Source organism: Pseudomonas sp. BF-R-19 (assembly GCF_019956445.1).
Lineage (GTDB): Bacteria > Pseudomonadota > Gammaproteobacteria > Pseudomonadales > Pseudomonadaceae > Aquipseudomonas > Aquipseudomonas fluorescens_BH.
In genome coordinates this window covers 19,695-46,452 of record NZ_JAHBDN010000065.1, presented here as the reverse complement: position 1 = coordinate 46,452, position 26,758 = coordinate 19,695, and the positions used below count along the sequence as shown (strand labels likewise).

The 26,758-nt window shown below is 59.2% G+C and carries 25 protein-coding genes and 2 pseudogenes; 13 read left to right on the top strand and 14 right to left on the bottom strand.

Annotation, left to right across the window (positions count from 1 at the left end; genetic code table 11):
- Nucleotides 1–5: 5 nt before the first annotated feature.
- Nucleotides 6–1,349 (top strand): aminodeoxychorismate synthase component I, encoded by a 1,344-nt coding sequence (gene pabB, locus KGB28_RS19090; RefSeq protein ID WP_223447075.1) that lies wholly within the window; start codon nt 6–8, stop codon nt 1,347–1,349.
- A gap of 138 nt (nt 1,350–1,487) precedes the next feature.
- Here the strand turns inward: pabB and thrH are convergent, their stop codons facing one another.
- A complete protein-coding gene (gene thrH / locus KGB28_RS19080) occupies nt 1,488–2,105 on the bottom strand; it encodes a bifunctional phosphoserine phosphatase/homoserine phosphotransferase ThrH (protein WP_151213296.1) in 618 nt (205 codons plus the stop codon).
- A gap of 173 nt (nt 2,106–2,278) precedes the next feature.
- Between thrH and KGB28_RS19075 the strand changes: the two genes are divergently transcribed.
- The 3 genes from KGB28_RS19075 to KGB28_RS19065 all read left to right on the top strand — a co-directional run bounded on the left by KGB28_RS19075 (nt 2,279) and on the right by KGB28_RS19065 (nt 5,911).
- Nucleotides 2,279–3,019: a phosphoadenylyl-sulfate reductase gene (locus KGB28_RS19075; protein ID WP_223447073.1), complete on the top strand. Its 741-nt coding sequence runs from the start codon at nt 2,279–2,281 to the stop codon at nt 3,017–3,019.
- 565 nt (nt 3,020–3,584) lie between these two features.
- A complete protein-coding gene (locus tag KGB28_RS19070; RefSeq protein WP_223447071.1) occupies nt 3,585–5,126 on the top strand; it encodes an NCS1 family nucleobase:cation symporter-1 in 1,542 nt (513 codons plus the stop codon).
- Nucleotides 5,127–5,182: 56 nt separating this feature from the next.
- A complete protein-coding gene (locus KGB28_RS19065; protein ID WP_223447069.1) occupies nt 5,183–5,911 on the top strand; it encodes an aspartate/glutamate racemase family protein in 729 nt (242 codons plus the stop codon).
- A 162-nt stretch (nt 5,912–6,073) separates the two neighbouring features.
- Here KGB28_RS19065 and KGB28_RS19060 read toward each other — a convergent pair whose 3' ends face one another.
- A complete protein-coding gene (locus KGB28_RS19060; protein ID WP_150753459.1) occupies nt 6,074–6,997 on the bottom strand; it encodes a LysR family transcriptional regulator in 924 nt (307 codons plus the stop codon).
- A 124-nt stretch (nt 6,998–7,121) separates the two neighbouring features.
- Here KGB28_RS19060 and KGB28_RS19055 point away from each other — a divergent pair, with 124 nt between their 5' ends.
- On the top strand, nt 7,122–7,868 hold the full coding sequence (locus KGB28_RS19055; protein ID WP_151213299.1) for a 3-oxoacyl-ACP reductase family protein: 747 nt from the start codon (nt 7,122–7,124) through the stop codon (nt 7,866–7,868).
- Between the two features lie 140 nt (nt 7,869–8,008).
- Here KGB28_RS19055 and KGB28_RS19050 read toward each other — a convergent pair whose 3' ends face one another.
- The gene (locus KGB28_RS19050) at nt 8,009–8,704 is read right to left on the bottom strand and encodes an HAD-IA family hydrolase (protein WP_223447067.1); all 696 of its coding nucleotides are present in this window, start codon (nt 8,702–8,704) and stop codon (nt 8,009–8,011) included.
- A gap of 413 nt (nt 8,705–9,117) precedes the next feature.
- Between KGB28_RS19050 and KGB28_RS19045 the strand changes: the two genes are divergently transcribed.
- Nucleotides 9,118–12,294 (top strand): RHS repeat-associated core domain-containing protein, encoded by a 3,177-nt coding sequence (locus KGB28_RS19045; RefSeq protein ID WP_411740590.1) that lies wholly within the window; start codon nt 9,118–9,120, stop codon nt 12,292–12,294.
- Between the two features lie 47 nt (nt 12,295–12,341).
- Here KGB28_RS19045 and KGB28_RS19040 read toward each other — a convergent pair whose 3' ends face one another.
- The 9 genes from KGB28_RS19040 to KGB28_RS19000 all read right to left on the bottom strand — a co-directional run bounded on the left by KGB28_RS19040 (nt 12,342) and on the right by KGB28_RS19000 (nt 16,730).
- Nucleotides 12,342–12,548, bottom strand: a complete 207-nt coding sequence (locus KGB28_RS19040; protein WP_223447063.1) for a hypothetical protein — start codon at nt 12,546–12,548, stop codon at nt 12,342–12,344.
- Nucleotides 12,549–12,630: 82 nt separating this feature from the next.
- The gene (locus KGB28_RS19035; protein WP_223447061.1) at nt 12,631–12,813 is read right to left on the bottom strand and encodes a hypothetical protein; all 183 of its coding nucleotides are present in this window, start codon (nt 12,811–12,813) and stop codon (nt 12,631–12,633) included.
- A gap of 16 nt (nt 12,814–12,829) precedes the next feature.
- Nucleotides 12,830–13,297: a YMGG-like glycine zipper-containing protein gene (locus KGB28_RS19030; protein WP_223447051.1), complete on the bottom strand. Its 468-nt coding sequence runs from the start codon at nt 13,295–13,297 to the stop codon at nt 12,830–12,832.
- 113 nt (nt 13,298–13,410) lie between these two features.
- Nucleotides 13,411–13,779, bottom strand: a complete 369-nt coding sequence (locus tag KGB28_RS19025) for a hypothetical protein (RefSeq protein ID WP_007988063.1) — start codon at nt 13,777–13,779, stop codon at nt 13,411–13,413.
- A 312-nt stretch (nt 13,780–14,091) separates the two neighbouring features.
- Entirely contained in the window at nt 14,092–14,280 is a 189-nt protein-coding gene (locus tag KGB28_RS19020; RefSeq protein WP_032829518.1) for a hypothetical protein, read from the bottom strand.
- A gap of 146 nt (nt 14,281–14,426) precedes the next feature.
- Nucleotides 14,427–14,747 (bottom strand): YbjQ family protein, encoded by a 321-nt coding sequence (locus KGB28_RS19015; protein ID WP_223447049.1) that lies wholly within the window; start codon nt 14,745–14,747, stop codon nt 14,427–14,429.
- On the bottom strand, nt 14,744–16,087 hold the full coding sequence (locus KGB28_RS19010; protein WP_223447047.1) for a serine hydrolase domain-containing protein: 1,344 nt from the start codon (nt 16,085–16,087) through the stop codon (nt 14,744–14,746). Before KGB28_RS19010 ends, KGB28_RS19015 begins: the two co-directional genes overlap by 4 nt.
- A gap of 59 nt (nt 16,088–16,146) precedes the next feature.
- Nucleotides 16,147–16,479 carry a type II toxin-antitoxin system HicB family antitoxin gene (locus tag KGB28_RS19005; RefSeq protein WP_150724629.1) on the bottom strand — a complete coding sequence of 111 codons (333 nt, stop codon included), beginning with the start codon at nt 16,477–16,479 and terminating at the stop codon, nt 16,147–16,149.
- A complete protein-coding gene (locus tag KGB28_RS19000; RefSeq protein WP_223447045.1) occupies nt 16,476–16,730 on the bottom strand; it encodes a type II toxin-antitoxin system HicA family toxin in 255 nt (84 codons plus the stop codon). The genes KGB28_RS19005 and KGB28_RS19000 overlap by 4 nt, the downstream gene beginning before the upstream one ends.
- Before the next feature lie 334 nt (nt 16,731–17,064).
- On the opposite strand from KGB28_RS19000, the pseudogene KGB28_RS18995 reads away from it, so the two are divergent.
- Both KGB28_RS18995 and phaR read left to right on the top strand, forming a co-directional pair.
- Nucleotides 17,065–17,271, top strand: a pseudogene (locus tag KGB28_RS18995) (helix-turn-helix domain-containing protein); the annotation flags it as partial.
- 59 nt (nt 17,272–17,330) lie between these two features.
- On the top strand, nt 17,331–17,864 hold the full coding sequence (gene phaR, locus KGB28_RS18990; protein WP_116265289.1) for a polyhydroxyalkanoate synthesis repressor PhaR: 534 nt from the start codon (nt 17,331–17,333) through the stop codon (nt 17,862–17,864).
- A 35-nt stretch (nt 17,865–17,899) separates the two neighbouring features.
- Here phaR and phaP read toward each other — a convergent pair whose 3' ends face one another.
- Nucleotides 17,900–18,463: a TIGR01841 family phasin gene (gene phaP, locus KGB28_RS18985; protein WP_007988015.1), complete on the bottom strand. Its 564-nt coding sequence runs from the start codon at nt 18,461–18,463 to the stop codon at nt 17,900–17,902.
- A 250-nt stretch (nt 18,464–18,713) separates the two neighbouring features.
- On the opposite strand from phaP, the gene KGB28_RS18980 reads away from it, so the two are divergent.
- Nucleotides 18,714–21,137, top strand: coding sequence for a DUF3141 domain-containing protein (locus tag KGB28_RS18980; RefSeq protein WP_223447043.1), 2,424 nt, complete (start codon nt 18,714–18,716; stop codon nt 21,135–21,137).
- A 14-nt stretch (nt 21,138–21,151) separates the two neighbouring features.
- Here the strand turns inward: KGB28_RS18980 and KGB28_RS18975 are convergent, their stop codons facing one another.
- On the bottom strand, nt 21,152–22,267 hold the full coding sequence (locus tag KGB28_RS18975) for an AraC family transcriptional regulator (protein ID WP_223447042.1): 1,116 nt from the start codon (nt 22,265–22,267) through the stop codon (nt 21,152–21,154).
- Nucleotides 22,268–22,538: 271 nt separating this feature from the next.
- On the opposite strand from KGB28_RS18975, the gene phbB reads away from it, so the two are divergent.
- The 4 genes and pseudogenes from phbB to KGB28_RS18955 all read left to right on the top strand — a co-directional run.
- A complete protein-coding gene (gene phbB, locus KGB28_RS18970; RefSeq protein ID WP_007988010.1) occupies nt 22,539–23,285 on the top strand; it encodes an acetoacetyl-CoA reductase in 747 nt (248 codons plus the stop codon).
- Nucleotides 23,286–23,349: 64 nt separating this feature from the next.
- Nucleotides 23,350–24,528, top strand: a complete 1,179-nt coding sequence (locus KGB28_RS18965; protein ID WP_223447041.1) for an acetyl-CoA C-acetyltransferase — start codon at nt 23,350–23,352, stop codon at nt 24,526–24,528.
- A gap of 159 nt (nt 24,529–24,687) precedes the next feature.
- Nucleotides 24,688–26,391, top strand: coding sequence for a class I poly(R)-hydroxyalkanoic acid synthase (gene phaC, locus KGB28_RS18960; protein ID WP_223447040.1), 1,704 nt, complete (start codon nt 24,688–24,690; stop codon nt 26,389–26,391).
- 107 nt (nt 26,392–26,498) lie between these two features.
- Nucleotides 26,499–26,618 (top strand): annotated as a pseudogene (locus KGB28_RS18955) (AAA family ATPase); the annotation flags it as partial.
- Nucleotides 26,619–26,758: the final 140 nt, after the last annotated feature.

The following is a 26,758-nucleotide window of genomic DNA, read 5'->3' as shown; positions in this document are numbered from 1 at the left end:
CGCCCATGTTGACCTGTTCCGTACACCCGTTGCCCTATCGCGCCAACCCCGCCGAATACTTCGCGGCGATTCGCCATGCCCCCGGCGCCGTCCTGCTCGACAGTGGGCGCCCCAGCGCCGACCGCGGTCGCTATGACCTGCTCAGCGCCTGGCCATTGGAGCAACTGACGGTATCGCCCGACGAAAGTGGCGACGCTTTCCTGCAACGCCTGCGCGATAACCTGACACGCCTGGGTGAAGCCATTCTGCCGGCACCTTATGAGTTGCCGTTTGCCGGTGGATTGATCGGCTACCTGAGTTACGACTTCGGCCGACATCTGGAGCGCCTGCCGAGCCAGGCCCGTGACGACCTGTATCTGCCGGACGCGCGTTTCGGCTTGTACGGCTGGGCATTGATCAGCGATCACTTTTCGCAGACCAGTCAATTGGTGTTCCACCCGACTCTGCCCGACAGCGAGCGTCAGCGCCTGATCGAGCTGTTCAGCCAGTCAGCGCCAGAAGTGGTCGCGCCCTTCAAACTGCTCACCCCGATGACTGCCGAGTTGAGCGCAGACGAGTATCAACAGGCCATCGAGCGCATCCAGCAGTACATTCAGGCCGGCGACTGTTACCAGGTCAATTTCGCCCAACGGTTTCGCGCACCCTGCCAGGGCGATCCGTGGGCCGCTTACTGCGCACTGCGCGCAGCATGCCCGACGCCTTTTTCCGGCTTCCAGAGTTTGCCTGACGGCGATGCCGTACTCAGCCTGTCGCCGGAACGCTTCGTCAAAGTCAGCCAGGGCCATGTGGAAACCCGCCCGATCAAGGGCACCCGCCCGCGGGGCCTGACGCCTGAGCAAGACGCCGCGAACGCCGCCGAACTGCTGGCCAGCCCCAAGGACCGTGCGGAAAACCTGATGATCGTCGACCTGCTGCGCAATGACCTCGGTCGTACCTGCCGCACCGGTTCGGTACGGGTGCCGGAATTGTTCAGCCTGGAAAGCTATCCGAACGTGCACCACCTGGTGAGCAGCGTCACCGGTGAACTGGCGGATGACCGCGATGCCCTGGACCTGATCGCCGGTAGCTTCCCCGGCGGCTCGATTACCGGCGCGCCAAAGATTCGCGCCATGCAGATCATCGATGAGCTGGAACCGACCCGGCGCGGACTGTATTGCGGTTCGTTGGTCTACCTGGACGTGCGCGGCGAGATGGACAGCTCCATCGCCATCCGTAGTTTGCTGGTCAAGGACGGGCAGGTGTGTTGCTGGGGCGGTGGCGGGATTGTTGCGGACTCGGAGTGGCAGGCTGAGTATCAGGAATCGATTACCAAGGTGAAGGTGTTGCTCGATACCCTGCAAAACCTCTGAAACCACACCTATCCCTGTAGGAGCGAGCTTGCTCGCGATGAACCTGAAAACGCAGCGGGGTGTCAGGCTTGCCGCGTTATCGTTGACGACCATCGCGAGCAATCGAGCGTCGACCGGCTGCTCCTACAGGAAATGTACTTACAGGCTCAAAGTGCGATTCGAAGCCTTGATGAACTCCTGCTTCAGCTCTTCAAACGTATGCACCGCCGGGAACTGCGGGAACTGCGCAATCACGTTATCCGGCGCATGGAACAGAATCCCGGCATCGGCCTCGCCCAGCATCGTGGTGTCGTTATAGGAATCCCCCGCCGCGATCACCCGGTAGTAGAGGCTCTTGAAGGCCAGGACCGACTGACGCTTGGGATCTTTCTGACGCAGTTGATAGTCAGTGACTCGCCCGCTGTCGTCAGTAATCAGACGATGGCAGAGCAAGGTCGGGAAGCCCAGCTGGCGCATCAGCGGCTGGGAGAACTCATAGAAGGTGTCCGACAGGATCACCACCTGGAAGCGCTCGCGCAGCCAGTCGACGAACTCGATGGCGCCGTCCAGCGGCTTGAGCGTGGCGATCACTTCCTGAATGTCGGAGAGCTTCAGGCCGTGCTCGTCGAGAATTCGCAGGCGCTGCTTCATCAGCACGTCGTAGTCGGGAATGTCCCGGGTGGTGGCCCTGAGGGATTCGATCCCGGTTTTTTCGGCGAAGGCGATCCAGATTTCCGGAACCAGCACACCTTCAAGATCCAGACAGGCAATTTCCACAAGACACTCCCATTTGTATTGATTATTGAGTCGAGCGAGCAAAAAGACTGCCGAACTCTAGCGACTCGGGCCTGCCTGCGCAACGCAGAGGATGCCCCGGCCCGTGCAGCTTTTTGTTACCATCGACCCCATATAGAGCGCCCAGCGCCACCGACCTGTAGGAAGCCGCCCTGATGAGCCCAACGTTCGACGTCGTGGAACTCGCCACGACCTATGCCAACAAATCCGCCCAGGACATTCTGAAACTCGCTTTTGCCGAGTTCGGCGATGACCTGTGGATATCTTTCAGCGGCGCCGAGGACGTGGTGCTGGTGGACATGGCCTGGAAGCTGAACAAGAACGTCAAGGTGTTCAGCCTCGACACCGGCCGCCTGCACCCCGAGACGTATCGCTTCATCGATCAGGTGCGCGAGCACTACAAGATCGACATCGAACTGGTGTCACCGGACCACACCAAACTCGAACCGTTCGTTAAGGAAAAAGGCCTGTTCAGCTTCTACAAGGACGGCCATGGCGAATGCTGCGGCATCCGCAAGATCGAACCGCTGCGCCGCAAGCTGTCCGGCGTGACGGCCTGGGCCACCGGCCAGCGCCGGGACCAGAGCCCCGGCACCCGCAGCGCCGTCGCGGTGATGGAAATCGACACCGCGTTCTCCACCCCGGAACGCACCTTGTACAAGTTCAACCCGCTGGCACAAATGACCAGCGAAGAGATCTGGGGCTACATCCGCATGCTGGAACTGCCGTACAACAGCCTGCACGAACGCGGCTTCATCAGCATCGGCTGCGAACCCTGCACCCGCCCGGTTCTGCCGAACCAGCATGAGCGTGAAGGCCGTTGGTGGTGGGAAGAAGCGACGCAGAAGGAATGCGGGCTGCATGCGGGGAATATCATCAGCAAGTCGAAGGCCTGATCCCAGCCTTGTGAAATCCCCCCTGTGGGAGCGGGCTTGCTCGCGAAGGCGTCGTGTCAGTCGATGCATTTACTGACTGATACACCGCCTTCGCGAGCAAGCCCGCTCCCACATTGGTCATGTGTCAGCCCTCAAAAAATGTGTACACACGATTGTCACCATCGGTGCCATTTGTGTGTGCACTTTTAGTTTCAGCGCCCCAAAAAGTTACATCTCCTTTCTCACCACCTCGCCTGCATCCCCACTCAAAAAATAAATACCTGTTCAATCGGTCAATTTAAATTTTCTATTTTTCAGTCAGTTATCCGTTATCGATAACAAAACGAAATGAGCACTGGTTTTTATAGAATCGCGACTGGCATGGATCTCGCTTAAGTGCATACATGTTTTGTATACAATCAAATCAAAACATACACACACTTTAGATCCGCAAGCCTGAAGCGCCCTATCCCGTACAGGCTGCAGATGCCCCGTAACCAATGATATTCGCCACCCGCGACGAAGATTTGTCGAGCCAAGGCTCATGCACAGTCATCGCGGCGTCGAGCATCAGGAGCCTGCCGGAATGCGTACTAGTCTCTCCAATAACAACATCGCGCTGGATCTACCCTCCTCCCATTCCACCCACACCGCCGACAATCAGGCGCATCAAGCCCCCGTGGTGCTCAGCCCCCGACTGCACAACAAGGACCTGGCACCGACCAAGTCCGAAGGCAGGCGCTGGGGCCGCTACAGTATCTTTGCCCTGTGGACCAACGACGTTCACAACATTGCCAACTACTCGTTTGCCATCGGCCTGTATGCCCTGGGCCTGGGTGGCTGGCAGATCCTGCTGTCCCTGGGGATCGGTGCGGCGCTGGTTTACTTCTTCATGAACCTGTCTGGCTACATGGGCCAGAAAACCGGGGTGCCCTTCCCGGTCATCAGCCGGATCAGCTTCGGCATTCACGGTGCGCAGATTCCTGCGTTGATCCGCGCCGTGATCGCCATCGCCTGGTTCGGTATTCAGACATACCTTGCGTCCGTGGTCTTTCGCGTGCTGTTGACGGCGGTCCATCCCGGGTTCGCCGACTACGACCACGACTCGATCCTCGGCCTGTCGACCCTGGGTTGGGTGTGTTTCGTCGCGATCTGGTTCGTGCAACTGGCGATCCTTGCCTATGGCATGGAGATGGTGCGGCGCTACGAGGCGTTTGCCGGCCCGGTGATTCTGTTGACCGTCGCCGCCCTTGCCGCGTGGATGTACACCCAGGCCGATGCGACCATCGCCTGGTCGATCCGTGAGCCGCTGACTGGCGGTGAGATGTGGCGCAACATCTTTGCCGGTGGCGCACTGTGGCTGGCGATCTACGGCACCTTGATCCTCAACTTCTGCGACTTCGCCCGCTCTTCACCGTGCCGTAAAACCATCAAGGTCGGAAATTTCTGGGGCTTGCCGGTGAATATCCTGGTGTTCGCCAGCATCACGGTCCTGCTGTGCGGCGCGCAATTTCAGATCAATGGACGGATCATCGAAAGCCCGACCGAAATCATCGCCTCGATCCCCAACACCTTCTTCCTGGTGCTCGGCTGCCTGGCGTTCCTGATCGTCACCGTGGCGGTGAACATCATGGCCAACTTCGTCGCCCCGGCGTTCGTGCTCAGCAACCTGGCGCCCAAGTACCTGACCTTCCGCCGCGCCGGCCTGATCAGCGCGACCATCGCCGTGCTGATCCTGCCGTGGAACCTCTACAACAGTCCGCTGGTGATCGTGTATTTCCTGTCCGGCCTCGGTGCCCTGCTCGGCCCGTTGTACGGGGTGATCATGGTCGACTACTGGCTGGTTCGAAAAGGCCAGGTCAATGTGCCGCAGTTGTACAGCGAAGACCCGAACGGCCCTTATTACTACAGCCGCGGGGTCAATTTGCGCGCCGTGGCGGCGTTCATTCCCGCCGCCCTGATCGCCATCGTCCTGGCCCTGGTGCCGGGGTTCCACAGCGTGTCGCCGTTCTCCTGGCTGATTGGTGCCGGCATCGCCGGGATGCTCTACCTGATCATCGCCAAGCGCCAACCGCACTACGCCGATGTCAGCGGCGAAGCCATCGCGGTCGACAACGTCAGCCATTAACTCCATGGCGGCCCGGCAATGTCGGGCCGCAGAACCATCCGCAATAAGGACTCTCCATGCGCATTCTCGTGGTCAACGTCAACACCACCGAATCCATCACCCAGGCCATCGCCCGCTCGGCGCAGGCCGTCGCATCGCCCGACACGGAAATCGTCGGCCTCACCCCGCACTTCGGCGCCGACTCCATCGAAGGCAACTTCGAAAGTTACCTGGCGGCCATCGCGGTCATGGACCGGGTGATGTCCTACGACCAGCCATTCGACGCCGTGATCCAGGCCGGCTACGGCGAGCACGGCCGTGAAGGCTTGCAGGAACTGCTCAATGTCCCGGTGGTGGACATCACCGATGCCGCCGCCAGCACGGCGATGTTTCTCGGTCACGCCTATTCCGTGGTCACCACCCTCGACCGCACCGTGCCGCTGATCGAAGATCGCCTCAAGCTCTCCGGCCTCTGGGACCGTTGCGCCTCGGTCCGGGCCAGTGGTTTGGCAGTGCTGGAACTGGAGCACGAACCGCAGCGCGCACTGGAGGCCATCGTGCATCAGGCCGAACTGGCGGTGACCCAGGACAAGGCCGAAGTGATTTGCCTGGGCTGCGGCGGCATGGCCGGGCTGGACGAGCAGATTCGCCGGCGTACCGGGGTACCGGTGGTGGATGGCGTGACGGCGGCGGTGACCATTGCCGAGTCGCTGGTGCGGTTGAGACTGTCGACATCAAAGGTACGGACGTATGCGATGCCGCGGCCGAAAAACATCATTGGCTGGCCGGCGCGGTTTGCCCGTTAAGTTCGCAACTGTTGACCGAGTTGCCCCCTTCGCGAGCAAGCCCGCTCCCACAATGGATCTGTTGTGAACACAATATCTGTATTCAACGGAGATCCAGTGTGGGAGCGGCGGTGCGGCGATCCGACTTGCTCGCGAATGCAGCACCTCGGTCCTGAGCAAGACTCAAACCGCACTGAACCTCTGCCCCAACCCCCGCTCGGCAAACTGCTCAATGACGAACTCGACAAACGCCCGGGTCTTGCCCGGCAGCAGTTTGTGTTCGGCGTAATAGATGGAGGTGTAGCCGTCGTCGATGTACCAGTCCGGCAACACCCGTTGCAGCCTGCCCGACTCCAGATAGCCCGCGGCAAACGGCATGCTCACCAGCGCAATGCCCAGACCCTGCGCGGCCGTGGCGCAGGCGGCCTCGGAGTCGCTCATGGTCATCCGCGCCTTGAGCGTCAACGGGCTGTGTTGCTGATTGCGATGAGTCAACTGCCAGGAGCGTACCCGACCGGTCTGCGGCGAACGGATCAGAATCCCGTCATGGTGCTTGAGGTCATCCGGCTCGCTGATCGCCGCATGTGTCTCCAGGTAGTCCTGCGTAGCCACCAACACCCGATGCGCCGGACTCAGCCGGCGTGCAACCACGCCCTGGGGTAATTCGAAGCCACCGCCGATTGCCGCGTCGAAGCCCTGCCCGATCAGATCGACCTGGCGGTTGTCGAAGTGCCAGTCCGGGTTGATCGCCGGGAATCGCCGCAGAAACTCGCCGAGCATCGGCACAATGTACAGGCAGCCGAATACCGTCCCCATGCTGACTTTCAGGGTGCCCGCAGGCTGCCCTCCGGCGCTGGCAAGATTGGCCACGGCATTCTGGATCGTGTGCAGGCTGGCGCTGACTTCGCCGAGAAACAACTGACCGGCCTCCGTCAGCGTCAGGCTGCGAGTGCTGCGCTGGAACAATCTGACACCCAGGCGCGCCTCGAGCTTGGCAACGCTCTTGCCCACCGCCGCCGGTGTCAGGCTCAGGCGCCGCGCGGCTTCGGCAAAGCTGCCGACCTCGGCGCTGCGCACAAAACATTCGATACTGCTGAAGGTTTCCATAGGCGCCACTATAAACTTTTGGTTTACACAGACTATCGCAATTATGGTCTACACAGCAGGTAATCCTGAATCGATACTAGGCTCCATCAACCGGGACATCTCGCCTCGGGACTTGGAGATCGACATGACTACTCAGAACCTCAGCGGCAAAGTGGCATTGATTCAAGGTGGTTCCCGCGGTATCGGCGCCGCCATCGTCAAGCGCCTGGCTGCTGAAGGCGCGACCGTTGCCTTCACTTACGTCAGCTCCACGGCGAAAGCAGAAGAACTGCAAGACAGCATCACCGCCAAGGGCGGCAAGGCCTTGGCCATCAAGGCCGACAGCGCCGACGCCGACGCCATCCGCGGTGCCGTGTCCGCCACGGTAGAAGCCTTCGGTCGCCTGGATATCCTGGTCAACAACGCTGGCGTACTGGCCGTCGCACCGCTGGCCGAGTTCAAACTCGAAGACTTCGACCAGACCCTGGCCATCAACGTACGCAGCGTGTTCATCGCCACCCAGGCCGCCGCCCGGCACATGACCGAAGGCGGTCGCATCATCAACATCGGCAGCACCAACGCCGATCGCATGCCCTTCGCCGGTGGCGGCCCCTACGCCATGAGCAAGTCGGCGCTGGTCGGCCTGACCAAAGGCCTGGCCCGTGATCTCGGCCCGCAAGGCATCACCATCAATAACGTGCAACCAGGCCCGGTCGACACCGACATGAACCCGGCCGAGGGTGACTTTGCGGAAAGCCTGATCCCGTTGATGGCCGTGGGCCGTTACGGCAAGGCCGAAGAGATCGCCAGCTTCGTCGCCTACCTCGTCAGCCCTGAAGCGGGCTATATCACCGGGGCCAGCCTGACCATCGACGGTGGTTTCGGCGCCTGATGCGTATCTGCCAACTGCAATAACTGTGGGAGCGAGCCTGCTCGCGAAGAGGGAGTATCAGACACGTTGATGTTGTCTGAAACACCGCTTTCGCGAGCAGGCTCGCTCCCACATTTGCCAGAGTCACCCCGTCTTTTTAACTAGGCCCACTCAAGCGTCGGCAAACCAAACGCACTCGGCTCGAACGCCTTCAACGTACGAAGAATGCCATCGGCGTGTGCGTACCTGGCGTCGGCCATTGCCGCATCCGGGATCGCAATCGCCGTCATCCCCGCCGCTTTCGCCGCGGTCACACCGAAGGGCGAATCCTCGAACACCAGGCAATCTTCCGGTGCAACACCCAGACGTCGCGCCGCCGTCAGGAAAATATCCGGTGCCGGTTTGGCCGCGCCCACCTCGGGGTCATCGGCGGTGACGATGAAGTCGAACAAGGCGAACCAGTCGCGGTGCAAGGTGGTTTTCTGGCCGAACGACTGGCTCGAAGAACTGGTGCCCACGGCAATGGGAATGTTGTTGGCCTTCAGATGCCGTACCAGCTCTTGTGCGCCGGGCATTGCCTGCGCTGTAGGAAAACGTTCGCGCATCAGCGGCTCGCGGATCACCAGAAACTCTTGCGCCGTGATCGGCAAGTCCAGCGCTTGAACCACATAGCTCGCCAGATCGCCCGCGCCCCGGCCAATGATGTTCTGTTTGATGCTCCAGTCGAACGTCCGGCCGTAACGCGCGGCAATGATGGACGTGACTTCGGTGTAGATGCCCTCTGTATCCAGCAACAAGCCGTCCATATCGAAAATCACGGCCTTGATCGGGCCGAATGCTTTCAGTGGTGCATTCATCGCATCTGATCCGTTTTCCAAGGCATCCCGGGCAGCGCAGGTACGACCGATGCCCGAATGGATTAAAGGGTTCAGCAGCATAGCGAGCGCCGCTGGCTTAGAGCAACGAGGAAATCCCGATCGACGCCGAATGGCCCTCCGTGATTTAGCGAATCGCCCTACAGTAAGCGCCACCTTTCCCGACTTCTTTCCTTGCCGATCCCCAGCAGAGTTTCGCGCTCCACATTCCGCCAAGCGAAAGACTGCAGATGTTCGATCCCCAAAAGGTATTGGCATGCTCCGCGAGCGGCCCTCTGACACTTCGCTCCGGCAAGCATGAACACCACGACGACGCCTTCAGACAGGCGAAAAACCCCAACGGCGACAGCGCCGACACCGTCGAGCGCACTGCCACCCACAACTGCTCGGTGTCGATGGTAACCGGCGAAGAACTGCTGACCCTCACCGACGGCAGCCTCGACGGGATCTTGCCGTTCGACTTCAGCCGCGTCTATCGCACCAGTGCCGTCGAGTTCGACAGCGGCCTCGGTTTTGGCTGGAGCCATTCGCTGTCCCAGCACCTGGAACTCCACGGCGAGCGGGTGCTGTGGATCGACCCCGAAAACCGCCGCACGCCGTTTCCACGGCCGACGGCGGAGCGCCCGATGATCCACAACAACCTGTCGCGGGCGGCGATTTACCTCGGCGAGGAGCCGGACGAACTGATCCTCGCCCTGGCCGGCGACCGCGCGCGGTTCTACCACTTTCATGACGGCCGGCTCAGCGCGATCAGCGACGCCTACGGCAACCGCCTGACGGTGCAGCGGGACCGCTTTGACCGGATCCAGCGCCTGGACAATGGCGCCGACCGCGCCTTGTTGCTGCGTTACGACCTCAAGCACCTGGTGGCCATCGACTATCAGGTGTTTCAGCGCAGTGACCCCGAGGCGTCCACCTGGCGCACCGAGCAGACACTGGCCAGCTACCGCTTCGACGCCCGCCAGCGTTTGATCGAGGCAACCAACGCGGCGGGTGAAAGCGAGCGCTACGACTACGACGAGCAACACGTCCTCCTGCAACGGCAACTGGCCGGCGGCGCGAGTTTTTTCTGGGCGTGGGAACGCTCCGGCAAAGCCGCCCGCTGCATTCGTCACTGGGCTTCGATTGCGCAGATGGAGGCGCATTACGTCTGGGACGATCAAGGCTGCGTGACGGTGAACAACGCCGACGGTAGCGAAGAGGTTTACGTTCATGACGACCGCGCGCGACTGGTGCGCCAGGTTGGACTGGACGGCGGTGAGCAGCACAAGGCCTATGACGATAAGGGCCATCTGATCGCCGAGCAGGACGCCCTCGGCGCCGTCACCGAATACCATTATGACGAAGTCGGTCGGCCGATCGCGCTGCTTGCAACGGATGCGCCGCCCACGTCCTACGAGTATCGCCACGGTTTGCTGCACACCCGCACCCAGGGTCAGGCGACGTGGACCTGCCAGCGCAATGCCCAAGGAGGCATCACTGCCATCACCGGTCCAGACGGGCAAATCACCCGCTATATCTACGACCCGCAGGGGCGCTTGCTGACGATCCGCTTCCCCGACCAGAGCGGTCACCGGTTTGTCTGGAATGCCTTGGGGCTATTGCTGGAGGAGATCCTGCCGGACGGTGCTCAGCGCACTTTTTCCTACGATGCCTTGGGCCGGCGGATTACCCGGCAAGACGAACACGGTGCCGTCACCGGCTATGAGTGGGACGCGGTGGGCCGACTGACCCGGATCACGCTGCCCACCGGCGCCCGCCGCGCCTATCGCTACAACGCCTACGGCCAGGTCACCGCCGAAACCGACGAACTGGGACGGGTGACCCGTTACGAATACGCCGACGACCTGCACTTGGTCAGCCGCCGGATCAACCCCGAAGGCAGCGCGCTGAAGTACCGCTACGACCATGCGCAATTGTTGCTCACCGAGATCGAAAACGAGGTCGGCGACACCTATCGGCTGGACTACACGCAGGGCGGATTGATCCGACAGGAAACCGGCTTCGATGGCCGTCGTACCGCGTATGCCTATGACCGCAATGGCCAGTTGCTGGAGAAAACCGAGTTCGGCGACGACGGTGCGCAACTCGTCACGCAGTACCAACGCGACAGCGCCGGACGTTTATTGCTCAAGACCCTGCCCGACGGGATCAAGGTCGAGTACCGCTACGACAGCCTCGGGCGGCTGGTCAGCGTCGACGACGGCCAGGACCATCCGCTGGAGTTCGAATACGACCGCCTGGACCGGCTGATCACCGAGCATCAGGGCTGGAGCACCCTGCGTTATGGCTACGACACCTGCGGTCGGCTCAAGCGCCTGCGCCTGCCGGACGGCTGTGTGCTCGATTACCACCGTGCCCGGGGCGGCGCCCTGACTGCCATCGATCTCAACGGTACGCGTCTGACCAGCCATCGTTTTGTCGGCGGGCGCGAACAGCAACGCCAACAGGGCCTGCTGCTCAGCGATTATGCCTACGACGAGCAGGGCCGTTTGCAAGCCCATACCGTCAGCCAAAAGCAACGACCGCTGTACCGCCGCAAGTATGCCTACAGCGCCAAGGGCAATCTCCTGCAGATTGCCGACAGCCGTCACGGCCAACGTCACTATCAATACGATGCGCTCGACCGCCTGACCGGCGTACGCCACCCCCGCGACCAGTTCGCGGAGAACTTCACCCACGACCCGGCCGGCAACCTGCTGATTCACGACCGCCCGGGCCCGTGCGTGCTCCAGGGCAACCGACTGCGCTGCCGCTACGAAAGCCACTATGACTACGACGCCTTCGGCAACCTGGTCCGCGAACGCCGAGGTACGCCGACCCAGGTCACCGAATACTCCTACGACAGCCAGCACCGCCTGATCGGCGTCCGCAACCCGGACGGTAAAAGTGTCAGCTACCGCTACGACGCCTTCGGCCGACGCATCGGCAAAACCGTCGACGGCCAGACCACGCAATTCTTCTGGCAAGGCGACCAGCTCATCGCCGAAAGCGCTCCCCGGCACTACCGCAGTTACGTTTACGAACCCGGCTGCTTCCGCCCGCTGGCGCTGCTCGACGGCAAAGGCCGGGCAGACGCCTGCCCGTTCTACTTCCAACTCGACCACCTCGGCACCCCGCAGGACCTGACCAGCTACGGCGGCGCTATCGTCTGGTCGGCCAAGTACACCGCCCACGGCAAACTCCGCGAAGTGAGCCACGGCGACGGCGAACGACTCGAACAGCCGCTACGGTTTCAGGGGCAATACTTCGACGCGGAGAGCGGCCTGCACTACAACCGGCATCGCTACTACCATCCGGGCATCGGTCGTTATCTGACGCCGGATCCGGTCAAGTTGGCCGGAGGGTTGAACCCGTATCGGTACACCCGAAACCCGACGAGGTGGGTGGATCCGTTGGGGTCGAGCGGGAATTGCCCGCACGCGAACCAGCCGGGATGCTCGGCGCCGTATGGAGAGGGAGGGGCAACGGTTGATGAGGGGGAGCCTGATGTGCCCTCCCCAAAACCTTCAAATAAATACGTGTATCGCGGAAACTCACGGGAGCCCCGGGAAATTTTGAACCGGTTTTGAATCCCTCGGATCGACTCCTTGAAGAAGTCATCGGGACCCGGGCTTGCTCACTGTCGCTTCGTAATGGCTGACTCACCCGCGCCATCGTCCCGTTCTTCTGGATCGGCCTCAATATCCTCGTCGCCCGGAACCAGCTCCACACCTGCATCATCATCGTCCGGCGGTCGTTGGTCGCGGCTCAAGGAGTCGGTAGGCGACGGCAGCGGATACTCTGGTGTTTCATCAACGTCGGGGACGTTCCGATCAGTGTTCATATCGCACCTCTCGTGTGACCTGAATTGCAGGCCACGACCTGGCGAGGATTGGACAATCGGTCAATCCGCCAGCACGGCTCGATCAATCTTCGTCCTCTTCCTCATCGTCAAACTCGATATTCCCCACATCGCCCAAATCATCAGCATCGTTAAGCGGCACCGTCGCATCATCCATCAGCGATCCCGGATCTTCATTGCCGGGATCGTTGATAGATGGCAGTCCGCTCAGGCCCTTTTCTTCCTTGCCTTCACTTTTTGCAGTCATGGGATGCCTCGCTCAACTAGTGATGCTTTTTGTGGTGCTTGTTCGAGTGTTTATGACCGTTACCGGAATGGGAATGACCGCTGTCACTCCCCAGATCATTGCCGACCGCACCGCCGGCTGCACCACCCAGGCCTGCACCGATGGCCGATCCGGTCGAACCGCCAAGACTGTTGCCGACCACCGATCCACCCGCCGCGCCCAAACCACCGCCTACCGCCGCCTCGGTGCGACTGCGCTTGGGCGCGGCAATGGCACTACCGGCCGCTCCGCCGACACCTGCACCAATCGCTGCGCCCGTACTGCCTCCCACCTGGCCACCGACAACGTTGCCCAGCACCCCACCAAGACCACCGCCTACCGCGGCATCTCCATTACCTCCCGCCAGCGCCACCTGAGAGACCAGCAATCCAAAAACAATCGCAGGCACCATCAATAGTCGAGCATTCAGGCTTCCTTTTTTTTTGCCGTTGGCTTTCGGGTTCATGGCACGCCTCACATTCTTCCAGGGTATGGAAGATTTGAGTTGCTGCGGCGTGAAACGTTCATAAATGAAAAAGCCCGGCATCAAGCCGGGCTTTTTTCAAATCCGAATCAGGATCAGTGACGCTTGTGACCATTGGCCAGGTTGCTGCCTACGCCGCCGCCCAACGCACCGCCCAGGCCTGCACCGATGGTGGCACCGGACTTGCCGCCAAGGCTATTGCCGATCACCGAACCACCGGCCGCGCCAACACCGCCACCGATAGCAGCGCTGGTGCGATGACCTTTTTTGGCGGCAACCGCACTGCCCGCCGCGCCAGCCACGCCCGCACCAATCGCTGCGCCAGTGCTGCCACCCATTTTCTGGCCGACCACGTTACCCAACGCGCCGCCCAAGCCACCGCCCAGCGCGGCAGTGCCGTCACCAGCCATTGCACCTTGAGCAACCAGAAGCCCCAGAACCAGAGCAGGCAGTGTTAAACGCATGACAAAAACCTCAAAAAATAGGGGTACACAAAAAGGGGGCGAGATTGAATGCTTTTGCGCGGATAAAGTCCAGCACGCCGGTCCAACTTCGCGATTGGCGACGGTTGGACAGCGTTTACCGAAAAGGTTTTATCGAGGACAAAAAAAAGCCCGCTGGGGAAACGGGCCAGGTGTTGCTTTCTAACGGATGAGTCGAGATTAAGGAGGGAGCTGTGAAAAGTTTGTGAAAAATCACCCTTTTCAAAAAAATTGTCATAAAACTTTTCAGGCATGAAAAACCCCGCTCTATAACGGGGTCTGCCTGACGTTCGGTTACTTCCTGACCGGCGCTGTCACCTTGGGTAAAAATTTGCCCTTCAATACCCGGCACGCCCTGGTCTTGATCTTGTCGACCTCAGTCTGGTCCTCGCCGAAACTGGCCACATACTGGGTCTGACCACACCGCACGGAATTGTTGATCGGAAATTCTGCGCCATCGTCCTCGATATACGGATCAGCCATCTCTTCACCCCTTTCAAAAAGCGCGATCGACATCGGCAAGCCCTTTGCCTGAAGTAATATCGATCGCCAAGGTTTTTGAGACTAGCCGGTCACTAACAGACCTGCCGTTCGGCTTTCTCCGTGACCGACGAATGGCTTCTCAGCTTTCACCTCAACTTCACCGCAGTCCCGGTCACAAACACCACGACCATCCCGCCCCTGCCGGCCGGCATGCTGATCTCATAATCAAGCCCGACCACCGCGTCCGCCTGAAGCGCCTGCGCCCGCTCCTTGATCTCATCGGTGGCCTGAATGCGTGCTTCTTTCAACGCTCGTTCCAGTGTCTGGGAGCGCCCACCGAAAAAGTCGCGCATGCCGGCAAATACGTCTCGAACAACGTTGATCCCTTGCACCGACTCGGCGCTGATGATGTCCAGATAGGCGGTAATTTGCCGGCCTTCGATAGAGTGGGTCGTGGTGATGATCATGGGTGTTCCTTCCTGTTCAGATATTCAGCCAACGCATCGAACGCCGGCAAAGTGACGGGATCATTGGCCGAGTTGCTGGCCACCGGATGGGATGCGTAGCGGACGATGACCATCTCGGCCTTCGGGTCGACATAGATGCGCTGCCCATGGACCCCACGCGCCATGAATGCCCCGCCCTCCTTGTCCGTCACCCACCACATCGACCGGTAACTCCAGTCTTTGAGCAATGTGTACCCCGCCTTGGCGAAGGCCTGCCTATCACCGCCGCCACGGATATCGTCGATCACTGCCTCTGGCACGATCTGCTGACCGTTGAACCGACCGCCGTTACGCAGCATCTCGCCAAAACGCGCCAGATCCCGCAACCCCGTATTCAGGCCACCACCGGCGAACGGCGTGCCGATGGAGTCCACGGTGAAATAGCCGTCCTGTTCGGCACCCAACCGGCTCCAGATGTTCTCCGACAGTAGTTGTGCAACATTGCGACCGGTGGCGCGGGCAATGACCCAGCCCAACACGTCGGTGTTGACGGTTTTGTAGGCGAACGCCTTGCCGTGCTCACCTTGCGGTTGCACCGTCTGCAAAAATTCGTAGTAACTTCGAGGGCCCTCATAACCCTTGGGCTTGGGCAGCGGGTTGCCTGCCCTGGCATGGGCCCAGACCTCGGCATCCGGGTCCGCGTAATCCTCGCTGTATTTAAGCCCCGTGGTCATGTCGAGCACCTGCCGTACCGTGGCGCTGCCAAACGCAGAATCCGTCAGCTCCGGCACATATTCGGTAACCCGCTTGCCAGCATCGATGCGCCCCTGCGCCACCAACATGGCGCCCAGCGTGCCGATCACAGACTTGGTCACGGACATCGCAGCGTGCTGGCCGTCCGGCTTCAACACGCCGAAGTAACGTTCGTAGACAACTTTCCCGCGGTGCATCACCACAATGCCATCGGTGTAAGTGGCCGCGAGGGATTGCTCCCAGGTCATCGGCGCCCTGGCGCCAAGGGGGACGAAACTGATCCCGTCGATATCCTTGCGTAGTGCTATCTCCAGAGGAACCGGAGCACCCAGGCCGCGTGAAACGTTGATCGTCGGCATCAATTGCCGGAAATTCGCAACACTCCAGCGCATTGCCGGGAACTGGAAATAGCTGCCGTCTTCAAATCGCACGGTGCGATCAGCGGGGGGTGGCGAACCGACCATCCAGCCGAGTTTGGCGGGGTTACTGGCTTCAGCGTCGGGAAAAGTTGCAGGGGCAGATGCGAGGGCCGGTGATGACATGGCAACTATCGACACAGCCGCGATGAGCTTGGCTGCGCCGCGAAAACTGGCGCGAGGATGGAGCATGATGTCGATTCCGTTCGAAGAGTTTGAGCAGTCTACAGCCGGATCGGCTTATTCACTGCTTAAGCATGCGCCTCGCGATCAAGAACATCCGCAACCCACTGATTGATACTTTTGTGGGCTAACTGAGCTTTCACAGCAACCGTCGCGTGAAGGGCTGGGGCCAGGCGCAGACTGAGATGGCCTGAATAGGGTTTCTGTGGGGTGCGGCCGAGTTTGGCGCAAGTCTCCAGATAATCGGTGACGGCCTCTTCGAATGCGCTGCGAAGTTCTTTGACTGACTCGCCGTGAAACCCGACAACATCCTTGATGCCCGCAATGTGGCCGACGAACAGGCCGTCTTCGTCGCTGTACTCGATCCGGGCTGAGTAGCCGTTGTAGTTCATTACGTTCACGGGGTAACTCCTGCTTGTTCAAGGAAAGCCCGGGCGTCACGCACCTGATAGGGCTTGGCTTCTTTGTCGGGGTGGGGACGGTGAAAAGTGGCCACCACGCCATTCAGTTCAAAACGTACTCGCGATCCATTGCCTTCGATAGTTCTGGCCCCTGTAGCACCGAACAAGGATTCGATTCGGGACCACTCCATGGTTGCTGGGGCGGGTCTTGAAAAGACGGCTTTGAGGGTGCTGAGCTGTTTATTATTCATGGTATTATATCATGATACCGTTCAGGGTTTAGCAACCGCGAATGACATCGCTGATGCCTGGGAGAAACCTCTAACGCGCGCTTAAAAAAACGCCGCTTATCCAGAACAGGAAAGCGGCGTTTTCGTGTGGAAGGGTTTGTTTTGCACGGCAAGCAGGATATCGAGGTGACTCTCGCCAGGGTTGTAGGCAATTTCCGAGAGTTGCGTAAAGCGTTACGCTTGCTGCGTTTTTAGCTGGTCCCTCCCCCCACGCTAACCTATGTGGCGATCACAGAAGCGTGCCCTGTTTGCTCAGTTTTGCTTCGCCAACGTAGGAACAGGTGCACAGGGTGTTGGATTAACGCCCAGAGACATCAGCAATCAGCCCAGATCTCAGAACCTGTGGCGTTCAAATGGCGAAAGCGCTATCCGGAGGCGGGTCTTGAGGGATTGAGCGACCCTGCCTCGAAGTGGCCAGCCTCGCAAGCTCAGCACTCAAAAGATGGAGAAAGCTCTTACGCTGACCACCCAGCGCGTGCCGCGTGAGGCGACGCATTGGAGTGGCAGTGGTCAGAGTAAGATAAGATGCCTGCAAATCAGATTTGCTGTGAGTAGCCCCGCATGACAGATAACAGTCGGAACACCACCCGTCTGATCAAGAAGTACCCGAATCGCCGTCTGTATGACACGCACACCAGCAGTCATTTGACCCTTGCGGATATACGCCAATTGGTCGTCGATAAAATTCCGTTCGAGGTGGTCGACGCCAAGACTGGCGAGGATCTGACCCGAAGTATTTTGCTGCAGGTCATTCTGGAAGCCGAAAGTGGCGGTGAGCCGATATTCTCCAGCGAGATGCTCATGGGGATTATCCAGTTCTACGGTCCCTACCAGAGCGTCCTCGGCAGCTACCTGGATAAAAGCATCCAGACGGTCATCGACATCCAGTCCCAGACCGGCGCTCAGTCCTCTGAAGCCTGGAGCAAGTTCATGCACCAGCAAGCACCGGTCATGCAGGATTTGATGCGCCAGTATGTCGACCAGTCAAAAAACCTCTACCTGAACACTCAGAACCTCTTCGGCCTGTTCGGCGGCATGCCACCAGGCAAGCCAGGTGCCGGTGGCGGGCCGAAAAAAAATGGCGATGGGGAGTAAACCCATCGCCATCAGTGTAACCGCTCTAATGTGACTTACTTGTTACCGCTTGTAGCCTTGGCACCAGGAGCGGTTTTGCCGGCTGCGGCGGTCGCTGCGTCAAAACCGCTCTGGGCAACGTCAGCAGCCTGTTTTACGGCGTTCTGTGCGCTTTCAAAAACGGTACCGGCATTCGCCAGCGACGACTTGAACGCGGCCACAACAGGCTCGGAGCCAGCCGGTGCATTCTTGCTGATCACTTCAACGAACTCTTGCACCTGCTGGGTGCCCACTTCGACCTGACGCGAGGTCAGTTTGGCGATTTCCGAGTGAGTGCCGACAATCAACGCTTGCACTTGGCGATTGAACTCAGCCAGGCGTTCGGCTTGCACATTTGGCTGGGTGAAAGAAGTCTGGAGCTCAGCGAGCCCTTGTAGATCACGGACTGCCAGCAGCTTGCGAATGCCGTCGAACTGCTCCTCGGTGGAGGCCTGCAGAGTCTTGAACTGCAATTGGGTGAGCTGTTCAACGCTGGCGAAGACTTTGCCACTGATTTGCTGCAGGAGGTCGAGGTTGGCTTTCTGAGCGTCTTGCAATTTTTCCGAGTTGAAAAAAGACATGCTTGAATCTCCTGATTCTGAAAAGCCGACATGGGCCTGAGGACGCGATAGCGATCCTGCTGGTCATCGCGCTAGCCTTAATATTGCAGCGCACAAATTCGTTTGGCAATGACTTTTTGTGCGGCGCACAAAAATATTTCTTCTCCTGCCTCCATTCGCTATAGACTCCTAACATCGAACAGCCAGCCAAGCCCTCTTTACTAAAGAGGCGCAAGCAGCTGCTTCTCATGCATAACGCCAGGAGATCACCATGGGCCAGGAAGATATTATTGCATCGCAATATGAAAAACCCTCCTCTCAACGCGGCCTGTTCGAACACCTGAGTCATCTGCAGCACCTCAACACCCTGAACGTCCTTGATGCTTTGCGCCAGCGCCAGGAAAAAACCTTCGCGCCCCTGAAGCGGGGTCAACTCAGACAACCCACGCCTACTGACTGGCAGGAATACTTCACCGACCTCGGCCAACGCAGCCTGCTGTTCTGGGACACCCTGCGCCAGCGCGGCGACAATACGCTGGCCCATGAACGCGCCGGGTATCCTCTGCTGCTCAAGTTCGATCATGAAACCCTGGTCGCTGGCTCCGATCTCCCACGCCCGGTCAACTATTCACTGTTGCGAATCCTCCCCGGACCAGAGCAAAGAATCGACAGCAATGGCCAGCCGGTGATCATCATTGACCCACGCGGCGGCCACGGCTCGGGAATCGGCGGCTTCAAACAGGATTCGGTATTAGGTGAAAGCCTCAGAGCCGGCCACCCCACCTATTTCATCTCTTTCAGTCACTCGCCACAGCCGGGGCAAACCCTGGCCGATATCGTCGAAGCCCAGGCCCGGTTCATCGAAGTCATCAGCGCCCTTCACCCGACCAACAGCGAGCCGATCATCATCGGTAACTGCCAGGCGGGCTGGGCGTTGATGGGACTGGCTGCAACACGACCGGAACTGCCGGGATTGATAATTATCAATGGTGCCCCCTTGTCGTACTGGGCCGGTGTCAATGGACGCAATCCGATGCGCTATACCGGAGGCCTGCTGGGTGGCGGCTGGATGGCTCGCCTGGGCAGCGACTTGGGCAATGGCCGCTTTGACGGTACCTGGCTGGTCAGCAATTTCGAAAACCTGGACCCGGCCAACACCTATTGGGCCAAGTACTACCAGTTGTTCAGCCAGGTCGACAGCGAGGCTACGCGCTTCCTCGACTTCGAACGCTGGTGGGGCAGCCCGACCCTGCTCAATGGCGAAGAGATTGAGAGGATTGTCGATGACCTTTTCATCGGCAACCAATTGTCCGGCGGTCTCGGCCGCAAGAACAGTGGCATTGACCTGAAACGGATCGAAGTACCGGTGGTGGTGTTCTGTTCCTACGGAGACAACATCACCCCTCCCCAGCAGGCATTGAACTGGATCGCCGATGTTTATCCCAGCGATCTCGCTTTGCATGACGCAGGACGCACCATCGTCTACCTGCGGCACGCCAGCATCGGCCATTTGGGGATTTTTGTTTCCGGCAAAGTGGCGCGGCGCGAACACCGTGGGATGCTCGGCGCGGTCGAAACCATCAAGGCGCTGCCAGCGGGACTGTATGAAATGCTGATTGACGATCTGCCAACCTCCTCAGGCAGCGATGACATGCAATACCGAGTGCGTTTCGAATCAAGGCGAATCGCCGATATCCATGATGACGTCGAGCCGGCCCGTGATGACGATCGCGAATTCTCTCTGGTGGAGCGCGCTTCTGAAATCAACAGCGCGTTTTACGACGGGTTCATACGTCCGTGGCTGCGTCAGATCGTCAACGAGCCAATTGCCGAACTGTTGCGCAGGACGCACCCCTTCCATCAGCAACAAGTGCTATGGAGCAGCCTGAATCCGGCGCTGTGGTGGTTAGCCGGGACCGCCTCCCAAGTGAGCAGTGATCGTCATCCTGCACGCAAAGACAACCCGTTGCTGGCCTGGCAAGCGTTGTTTTCCAACCAGATGCAAGACGCCCTGAATGCTTATCGCGATGTGCGTGACGCCACTCAGGAGCTGTGTTTTTACGGTATTTACGGCGCACTGAGTGCCCTCACCAGCAACAAGCCTGTGCGAAATCTCCAGGCACATGCCGACCAGCTGGACCAGGCCCTGATCGAACGCCTGCAGGATGCGCTGCCTCATGGCGGCCCCCTGGAAGCATTGGTGCGGATTCTGTTTTTGCTGGGCCGCGACAGCGACAAGGCGGGCAAGGAAAGCATCGAGAGGCTGATCCAGCAGGTGCACCTGCTGGTCCAGGACTACAGCAATGAGCCCACGGCCCTGCGCGAAGCCATCCGATTGCAGAACCTGCTGGTTTTCGCCCACCCGCAAGAAAGCTTGCGCAGCTTGCCCTTGTTGCTACCTGAGGCAAAGGAACGCCAACAGGTCCTGACAGCCGTTGGGCAATTGATGCCTGAACTGCTAGCGACCGTTGGAGCTGAAGGCGAATTCTGGCGTGAACTGCACGCGTTGCTCGAAGTCCCCCTGCCGGGCTTCAGCCTGACCCAACCACCCGGTGAAACAGTTCTCATCCCGCAGGAGACCCCTTCGCAGCCATCTCCGTCGCCGCAGATCACACCGCCGCCCGCTCCTGCCAACGTAGTTAAAGCCCCGAAGCGCAAAGCGAGCAAAGGGACAACAGGCCCCAAGCCACAATGACACTTCACAAGGGATTAGCGGTGAATCCGTTCGGCGAAGCCTGCGACCTTATGATCTCTGGACAGACCGATGAGGTTCATGGATCGGACCCGCGCGACTTTTTCGACCACAGGCGACAACTCGTCGGTTCGATACTGACCGGGGGTCATACCGAACCAACGGATGCATGCCTTATGGAAGCTGCTGTGATCATGGAAGCCGAGCAGGCAAGTCACATGCTTCAAGTTGAAATGAGAATGGCGCAAATAGAAGTCAGCCATCTGCCGGCGCACATCGTTCAGGACGTCCTTGAATTGCGTGCCATCCTTCTCAAGGCCTCGTTGAAGCGTTCGCTTGCTGATATTCAGTGCCGCCGCAATCGATTCCATATCACATTGCCCTTGGCCTTGCCCCTGGCTCAAGCGCTCGGTAATCAGCGCGCGAATCCTGCCAACCATAGAGTAACCGGACAACAGGTCCAATTGAGCCTCGGCAAAACTGTCATGGAGTGTGGCCAACGCCTCGTTGGCCATGCTCAACGGACTCAGAAGCTCCTGGCCATCGAACAAGATGCTGTCATAAGCCGCCCCGAAACTCAGCGGACAGCCAAAAAGCCGCTGATGCTCCGACGTGTCTTCAGGTTCGGGATAAGTGAACTCCACACTCAACGGTTGCGGTGACTTGCCACCTGCCAGCCAATGGCAGAAACCCAGCAGCGAAGCCAAGGCTGCATCCGTGTATTGCCGGGGTTTGACCGAGCCAGGTTGCTGATGATCGAGACTGGCCAATCGGTAATGCTGCTGCTCCTTGACAAGGAAAAGGCTGAATCCGGTACCAATCAACGGGCTGAAACGAACCAGTCGTTCAAGCGCTCTTTTCAGATTCGAACTGGACATCATCGTGTAGCCCACGATCTGAAAACTACTGGGATGGAATTCCCCGTAGGCTTTCAAACCGATATTCAGATCATCCGAAGCCTGAGCAGCCAAGTCCCAAAGACGATAGATAATGCTTCGCTCGCAGAATGCTCCTGGTCTACCCACGAACCCGACATCCAGTCCCGCCTCCTGGCACAGACCGGCAAGATCCAGTCCTTGGGCCAAAAACGTATTCGCCAGCATGCTGGCATAACCCGAACTCATTCTATACATGGCGTCCTCATTGACCAATGGAACCGAACGTCCTGTCCGGAGCCGATACTGACATGCACTGAACATATTTCAACAGTGTTTCAGGAATATTAACTATCCATTGAGTTTTAAGAGTTGATCCAAGTATGGGTACTTCTCATTTTTTTGCCAGCAGGCCAAAACACCCGCGTGGCACCGATGGACAGGAGAACGTCACCTTCAAACACTTCCGCACGGCCCGTCGATATCGAACAATCTTCTCTCCTGCAGCGCAAAAAAATGGAGTAGATGTATGGAATCGCGTAGTCGCATTGCTTTGGTAACGGGTGGTATGGGCGGTATCGGTACGGCAATCAGCCAACGTCTATACAAGGAAGGATTCAAGGTAATCGTAGGCTGCAGCTCCGATTCCAGCCGCAAGAACGACTGGCGCGCCAGCCAACTGGAGGCGGGTTACGAGTTCGAATTCATCTATGGCGACGTCACCGATTGGGAGTCAACCCGCAAGGCTTTCGAGATGGCTCGTGAACAATTCGGCCCGATCGATGTGCTGGTCAACAACGCCGGCATCACCCGCGACGCGTCTTTTCGCAAGCTCACCCCGGAAGACTGGAACAGCGTGATCGGGACCAACCTGACGGGCTTGTTCAACACCACCAAGCAGGTCATTGAAGGCATGTTGTCCAAAGGCTGGGGGCGGATCATCAATATCTCCTCGATCAACGGTCAGCGTGGCCAGTTCGGCCAGACCAACTACTCCGCCGCCAAGGCTGGCATCCATGGTTTCACCATGGCACTGGCCCGGGAAGTCTCCGGCAAGGGCGTGACCGTCAATACCGTATCCCCAGGCTACATCCAGACCTCCATGACCGCGGCAATTCGCCCGGACATTCTCGAAGGCATGATCGCAGCAACTCCGGTTGGTCGCCTTGGCCAACCCGAAGAGATCGCCTCAATCGTGGCCTGGCTGGCATCCGATGAGTCCGCCTACAGCACCGGTGCCGATTTCTCGGTAAACGGCGGCATGAACATGCAGTAACCCTGACCAGGGCATGAATGCCCTGGTTTGCTCGACGAATTTTGTCTTTTCCATGAGGTCACGCATGAACGAAGTCGTAATCGTTGCCGCTACTCGTACCGCCATTGGCAGTTTCCAGGGTGCTTTGTCTGCAATTCCCGCGACCGAACTGGGTGCCGCAGTGATTCGCCGCTTGCTGGAGCAGACGGGTATCGATGCTGCTCAAATTGATGAAGTGATCCTCGGCCAGGTACTCACTGCCGGCGCTGGGCAGAACCCGGCACGCCAGACAGCGATCAAGGCTGGCTTGCCACACACCACCCCTGCCCTGACCTTGAACAAGGTCTGCGGCTCCGGTCTCAAGGCGGTCCATCTTGCCGTCCAGGCAATCCGTTGCGGCGACGCGGAACTGGTAATCGCTGGCGGTCAGGAAAATATGAGTCTGGCCCCCTACGTTCTGCCCAAGGCACGCACCGGCTTGCGTATGGGCCATGCGCAACTGCAAGACAGCATGATCCAGGATGGCCTGTGGGACGCCTTCAACGACTACCACATGGGTATCACCGCTGAGAATCTGGCGCAGAAGTACGAGATCTCTCGTGAAGCACAGGATACCTTCGCTGCCGCCTCGCAACAGAAAGCCGCAGCAGCCATTGAGGGCGGGCGCTTCCAGAGCGAAATCACCCCGATCCTGATTCCTCAGCGCAAGGGCGACCCACTGGTCTTCGACACCGACGAACAGCCGCGTGTCGACAGTACTACCCAAGCCTTGGCGAAACTCAAACCGGCATTCCAGAAAGACGGCAGCGTGACCGCCGGTAACGCTTCGACCCTCAACGATGGTGCTGCCGTACTGTTGCTGGCCAGCGCCGCTAAAGCACAAGCGCTCGGCCTTCCGGTACTGGCACGGATCAAAGCCTATGCCAGCGCCGGTGTAGACCCGTCGATCATGGGCATCGGCCCTGTCCCGGCTACACGCCTGACCCTGCAAAAGGCCGGCTGGAGCGTCGAGGACCTGGACCTGATCGAAGCCAACGAAGCCTTCGCCGCCCAGGCACTGGCGGTTGGCAAAGAGTTGGGTTGGGACACCAGCAAAGTCAACGTCAACGGCGGCGCGATCGCCCTTGGCCATCCGATCGGCGCGTCAGGGGCACGGATTTTGGTGTCGCTGGTGCACGAGCTGATCCGTCGCGACGGCAAGAAGGGACTGGCCACTTTGTGCATCGGTGGCGGACAAGGCGTCGGCCTGGCTATCGAGCGCTAACCCACAGCATCTGAGTAGCCCATGCGCGGACTTGGGATCCTTGTTCCGCGCATCAGACTGGCGTCAGACAACGCTACCGCATGCCTGCCGTCGCTACGCCGGAGTCCGGCAAAGCGCGGTTTTTTTCTGCCCGGCTCATCTGTATGGGCAAGGAACTTTATGGACAACAACGCGCATACATTCAAAACCTATTGGTCAGGCCAGGTTCCGTTCATCGCTTCCTTTGCAGTGCAACAATTACGTCTATGGGTCAGCACTAATCCGTGGTTTTCCGGGCATGAGCACGGCGCCTGGTTCGAGCTGCCTCGCGAAACCCTGGACAGCCTTCAAGCGGACTACCAGGTTCAATGGGGCCAACTCGGCCAAAAACTGCTGACCGGCCAACCCTTCAGCTTCGATGATCGACGCTTCTCCAGCGGCAACTGGAGCGAGCCACTGTTCGGCTCCCTCGCTGCGTTTTACCTGCTCAACGCAAGCTTTCTCCTGAAACTGCTCGACAAGCTGCTGATCGACGAAAAAAAACCGCGCCAACGCCTGCGCTATCTGGTGGAGCAAGCCATTGCCGCCAGTGCGCCAAGCAATTTCCTGGTCAGTAACCCTGACGCGCTCCAGCGTGTGGTTGAGACTCAAGGTGCCAGCCTGCTCACAGGTATGCAGCATCTGGTCAGCGACATGAACGAAGGCAAAATGCGCCAGTGTGATAGCGACGCCTTCAAGGTTGGCGTCGATCTGGCCAACACCCCCGGCGAAATCGTCTTTGAGAATCACCTATTCCAGCTAATTCAGTACTACCCGCAAAGCGAAACCCAGTACCGACACCCGGTATTCGTCGTACCTCCGTCGATCAACAAGTACTACATCCTTGATCTGCGCCCGGACAACTCGATGGTCCGCCACCTGCTGGAACAGGGACATCCCGTATTCCTGATGTCCTGGCGCAACTTTGACGAGGAACACGCTGGCACCACCTGGGATGACCTGATTGAGCACGGGGTAATCGACGCCCTGCAGGTGACCCGCAATATCAGTGGCGAGCAGCGACTCAATTGCGTGGGCTTCTGCATCGGCGGCACCCTGCTGAGCACGGCGCTGGCAGTACTTGCTGCACGCGGCGACAGGGAGATCGCCAGCGTGAGCCTGTTCACCACGTTCCTTGACTACCTGGATACCGGCCCCATCGACATATTCGTCGACGAAGAACTGGTGGCCTATCGAGAACGCACCATCGGCGGCATGAAGGGTCCCATCGGTCTGTTTCGTGGTGAGGACATGGGCAATACCTTTTCCCTACTGCGCCCCAACGAACTGTGGTGGAACTACAACGTCGACAAATACCTCAAGGGGCAGAAGCCGATCCCGCTTGATCTGCTGTTCTGGAACAACGACAGCACCAACCTTCCGGGGCCGATGTACTGCTGGTATCTGCGCCACACCTATCTGCAGAACGATTTGAAATCTGGCGAGCTGGAGTGCTGTGGGGTCAAGCTTGATTTGCGTGCAATTGACGCTCCCGCTTACATCCTCGCCACCCATGACGATCACATCGTGCCCTGGAAAAGCGCCTACGCCAGCACCAACCTGCTCTCCGGGGCCAAGCGTTTTGTATTAGGAGCTTCAGGGCATATCGCAGGCGTCATCAATCCACCGGCCAAGCAGAAGCGCCATTACTGGACCAATAATCGGGTCACGAAAAACCCGGAGACCTGGTTCAAGAATGCTGAGCAGCAACCCGGTAGCTGGTGGAATGATTGGTTCAACTGGCTGGCGGGACACTCCGGCGAGCGCCAACCAGCGGTTGCGCACATAGGGAATGACAAATTCCCGCCTCTGGAGCCGGCGCCAGGCAGTTATGTAAAGCAATGAAAAACTGCTATGGGCCAGAGCGCAACAATTTCCAGTACGTGACGCTCATCGTCCTGGATGACGGCAGCGTCGAGATATTGTGGGTTGTGCCGAAGCAGGATTGATCGGATACGGGCAACGAGTCGTACCGCCTGCAACCCAGCAGCTTGATTGCACAGACGAAAATCAAATCACGCAAACGTAAGCGCAAGGACGAGGTTGGTACGGAGGAAGACGAGCCATTTTGACAGTTGTTGTGGAAATGCCTTGCTGCATGACTGCATGCAGCAGGTCTTTCGCGGCCCATGTGATCGGCACGCTACTAAGTTTATTCGAATTTGCTGCTGCGAAATCAGCAATCAGCCTTGGCTCAAATTTCAATCGGCAG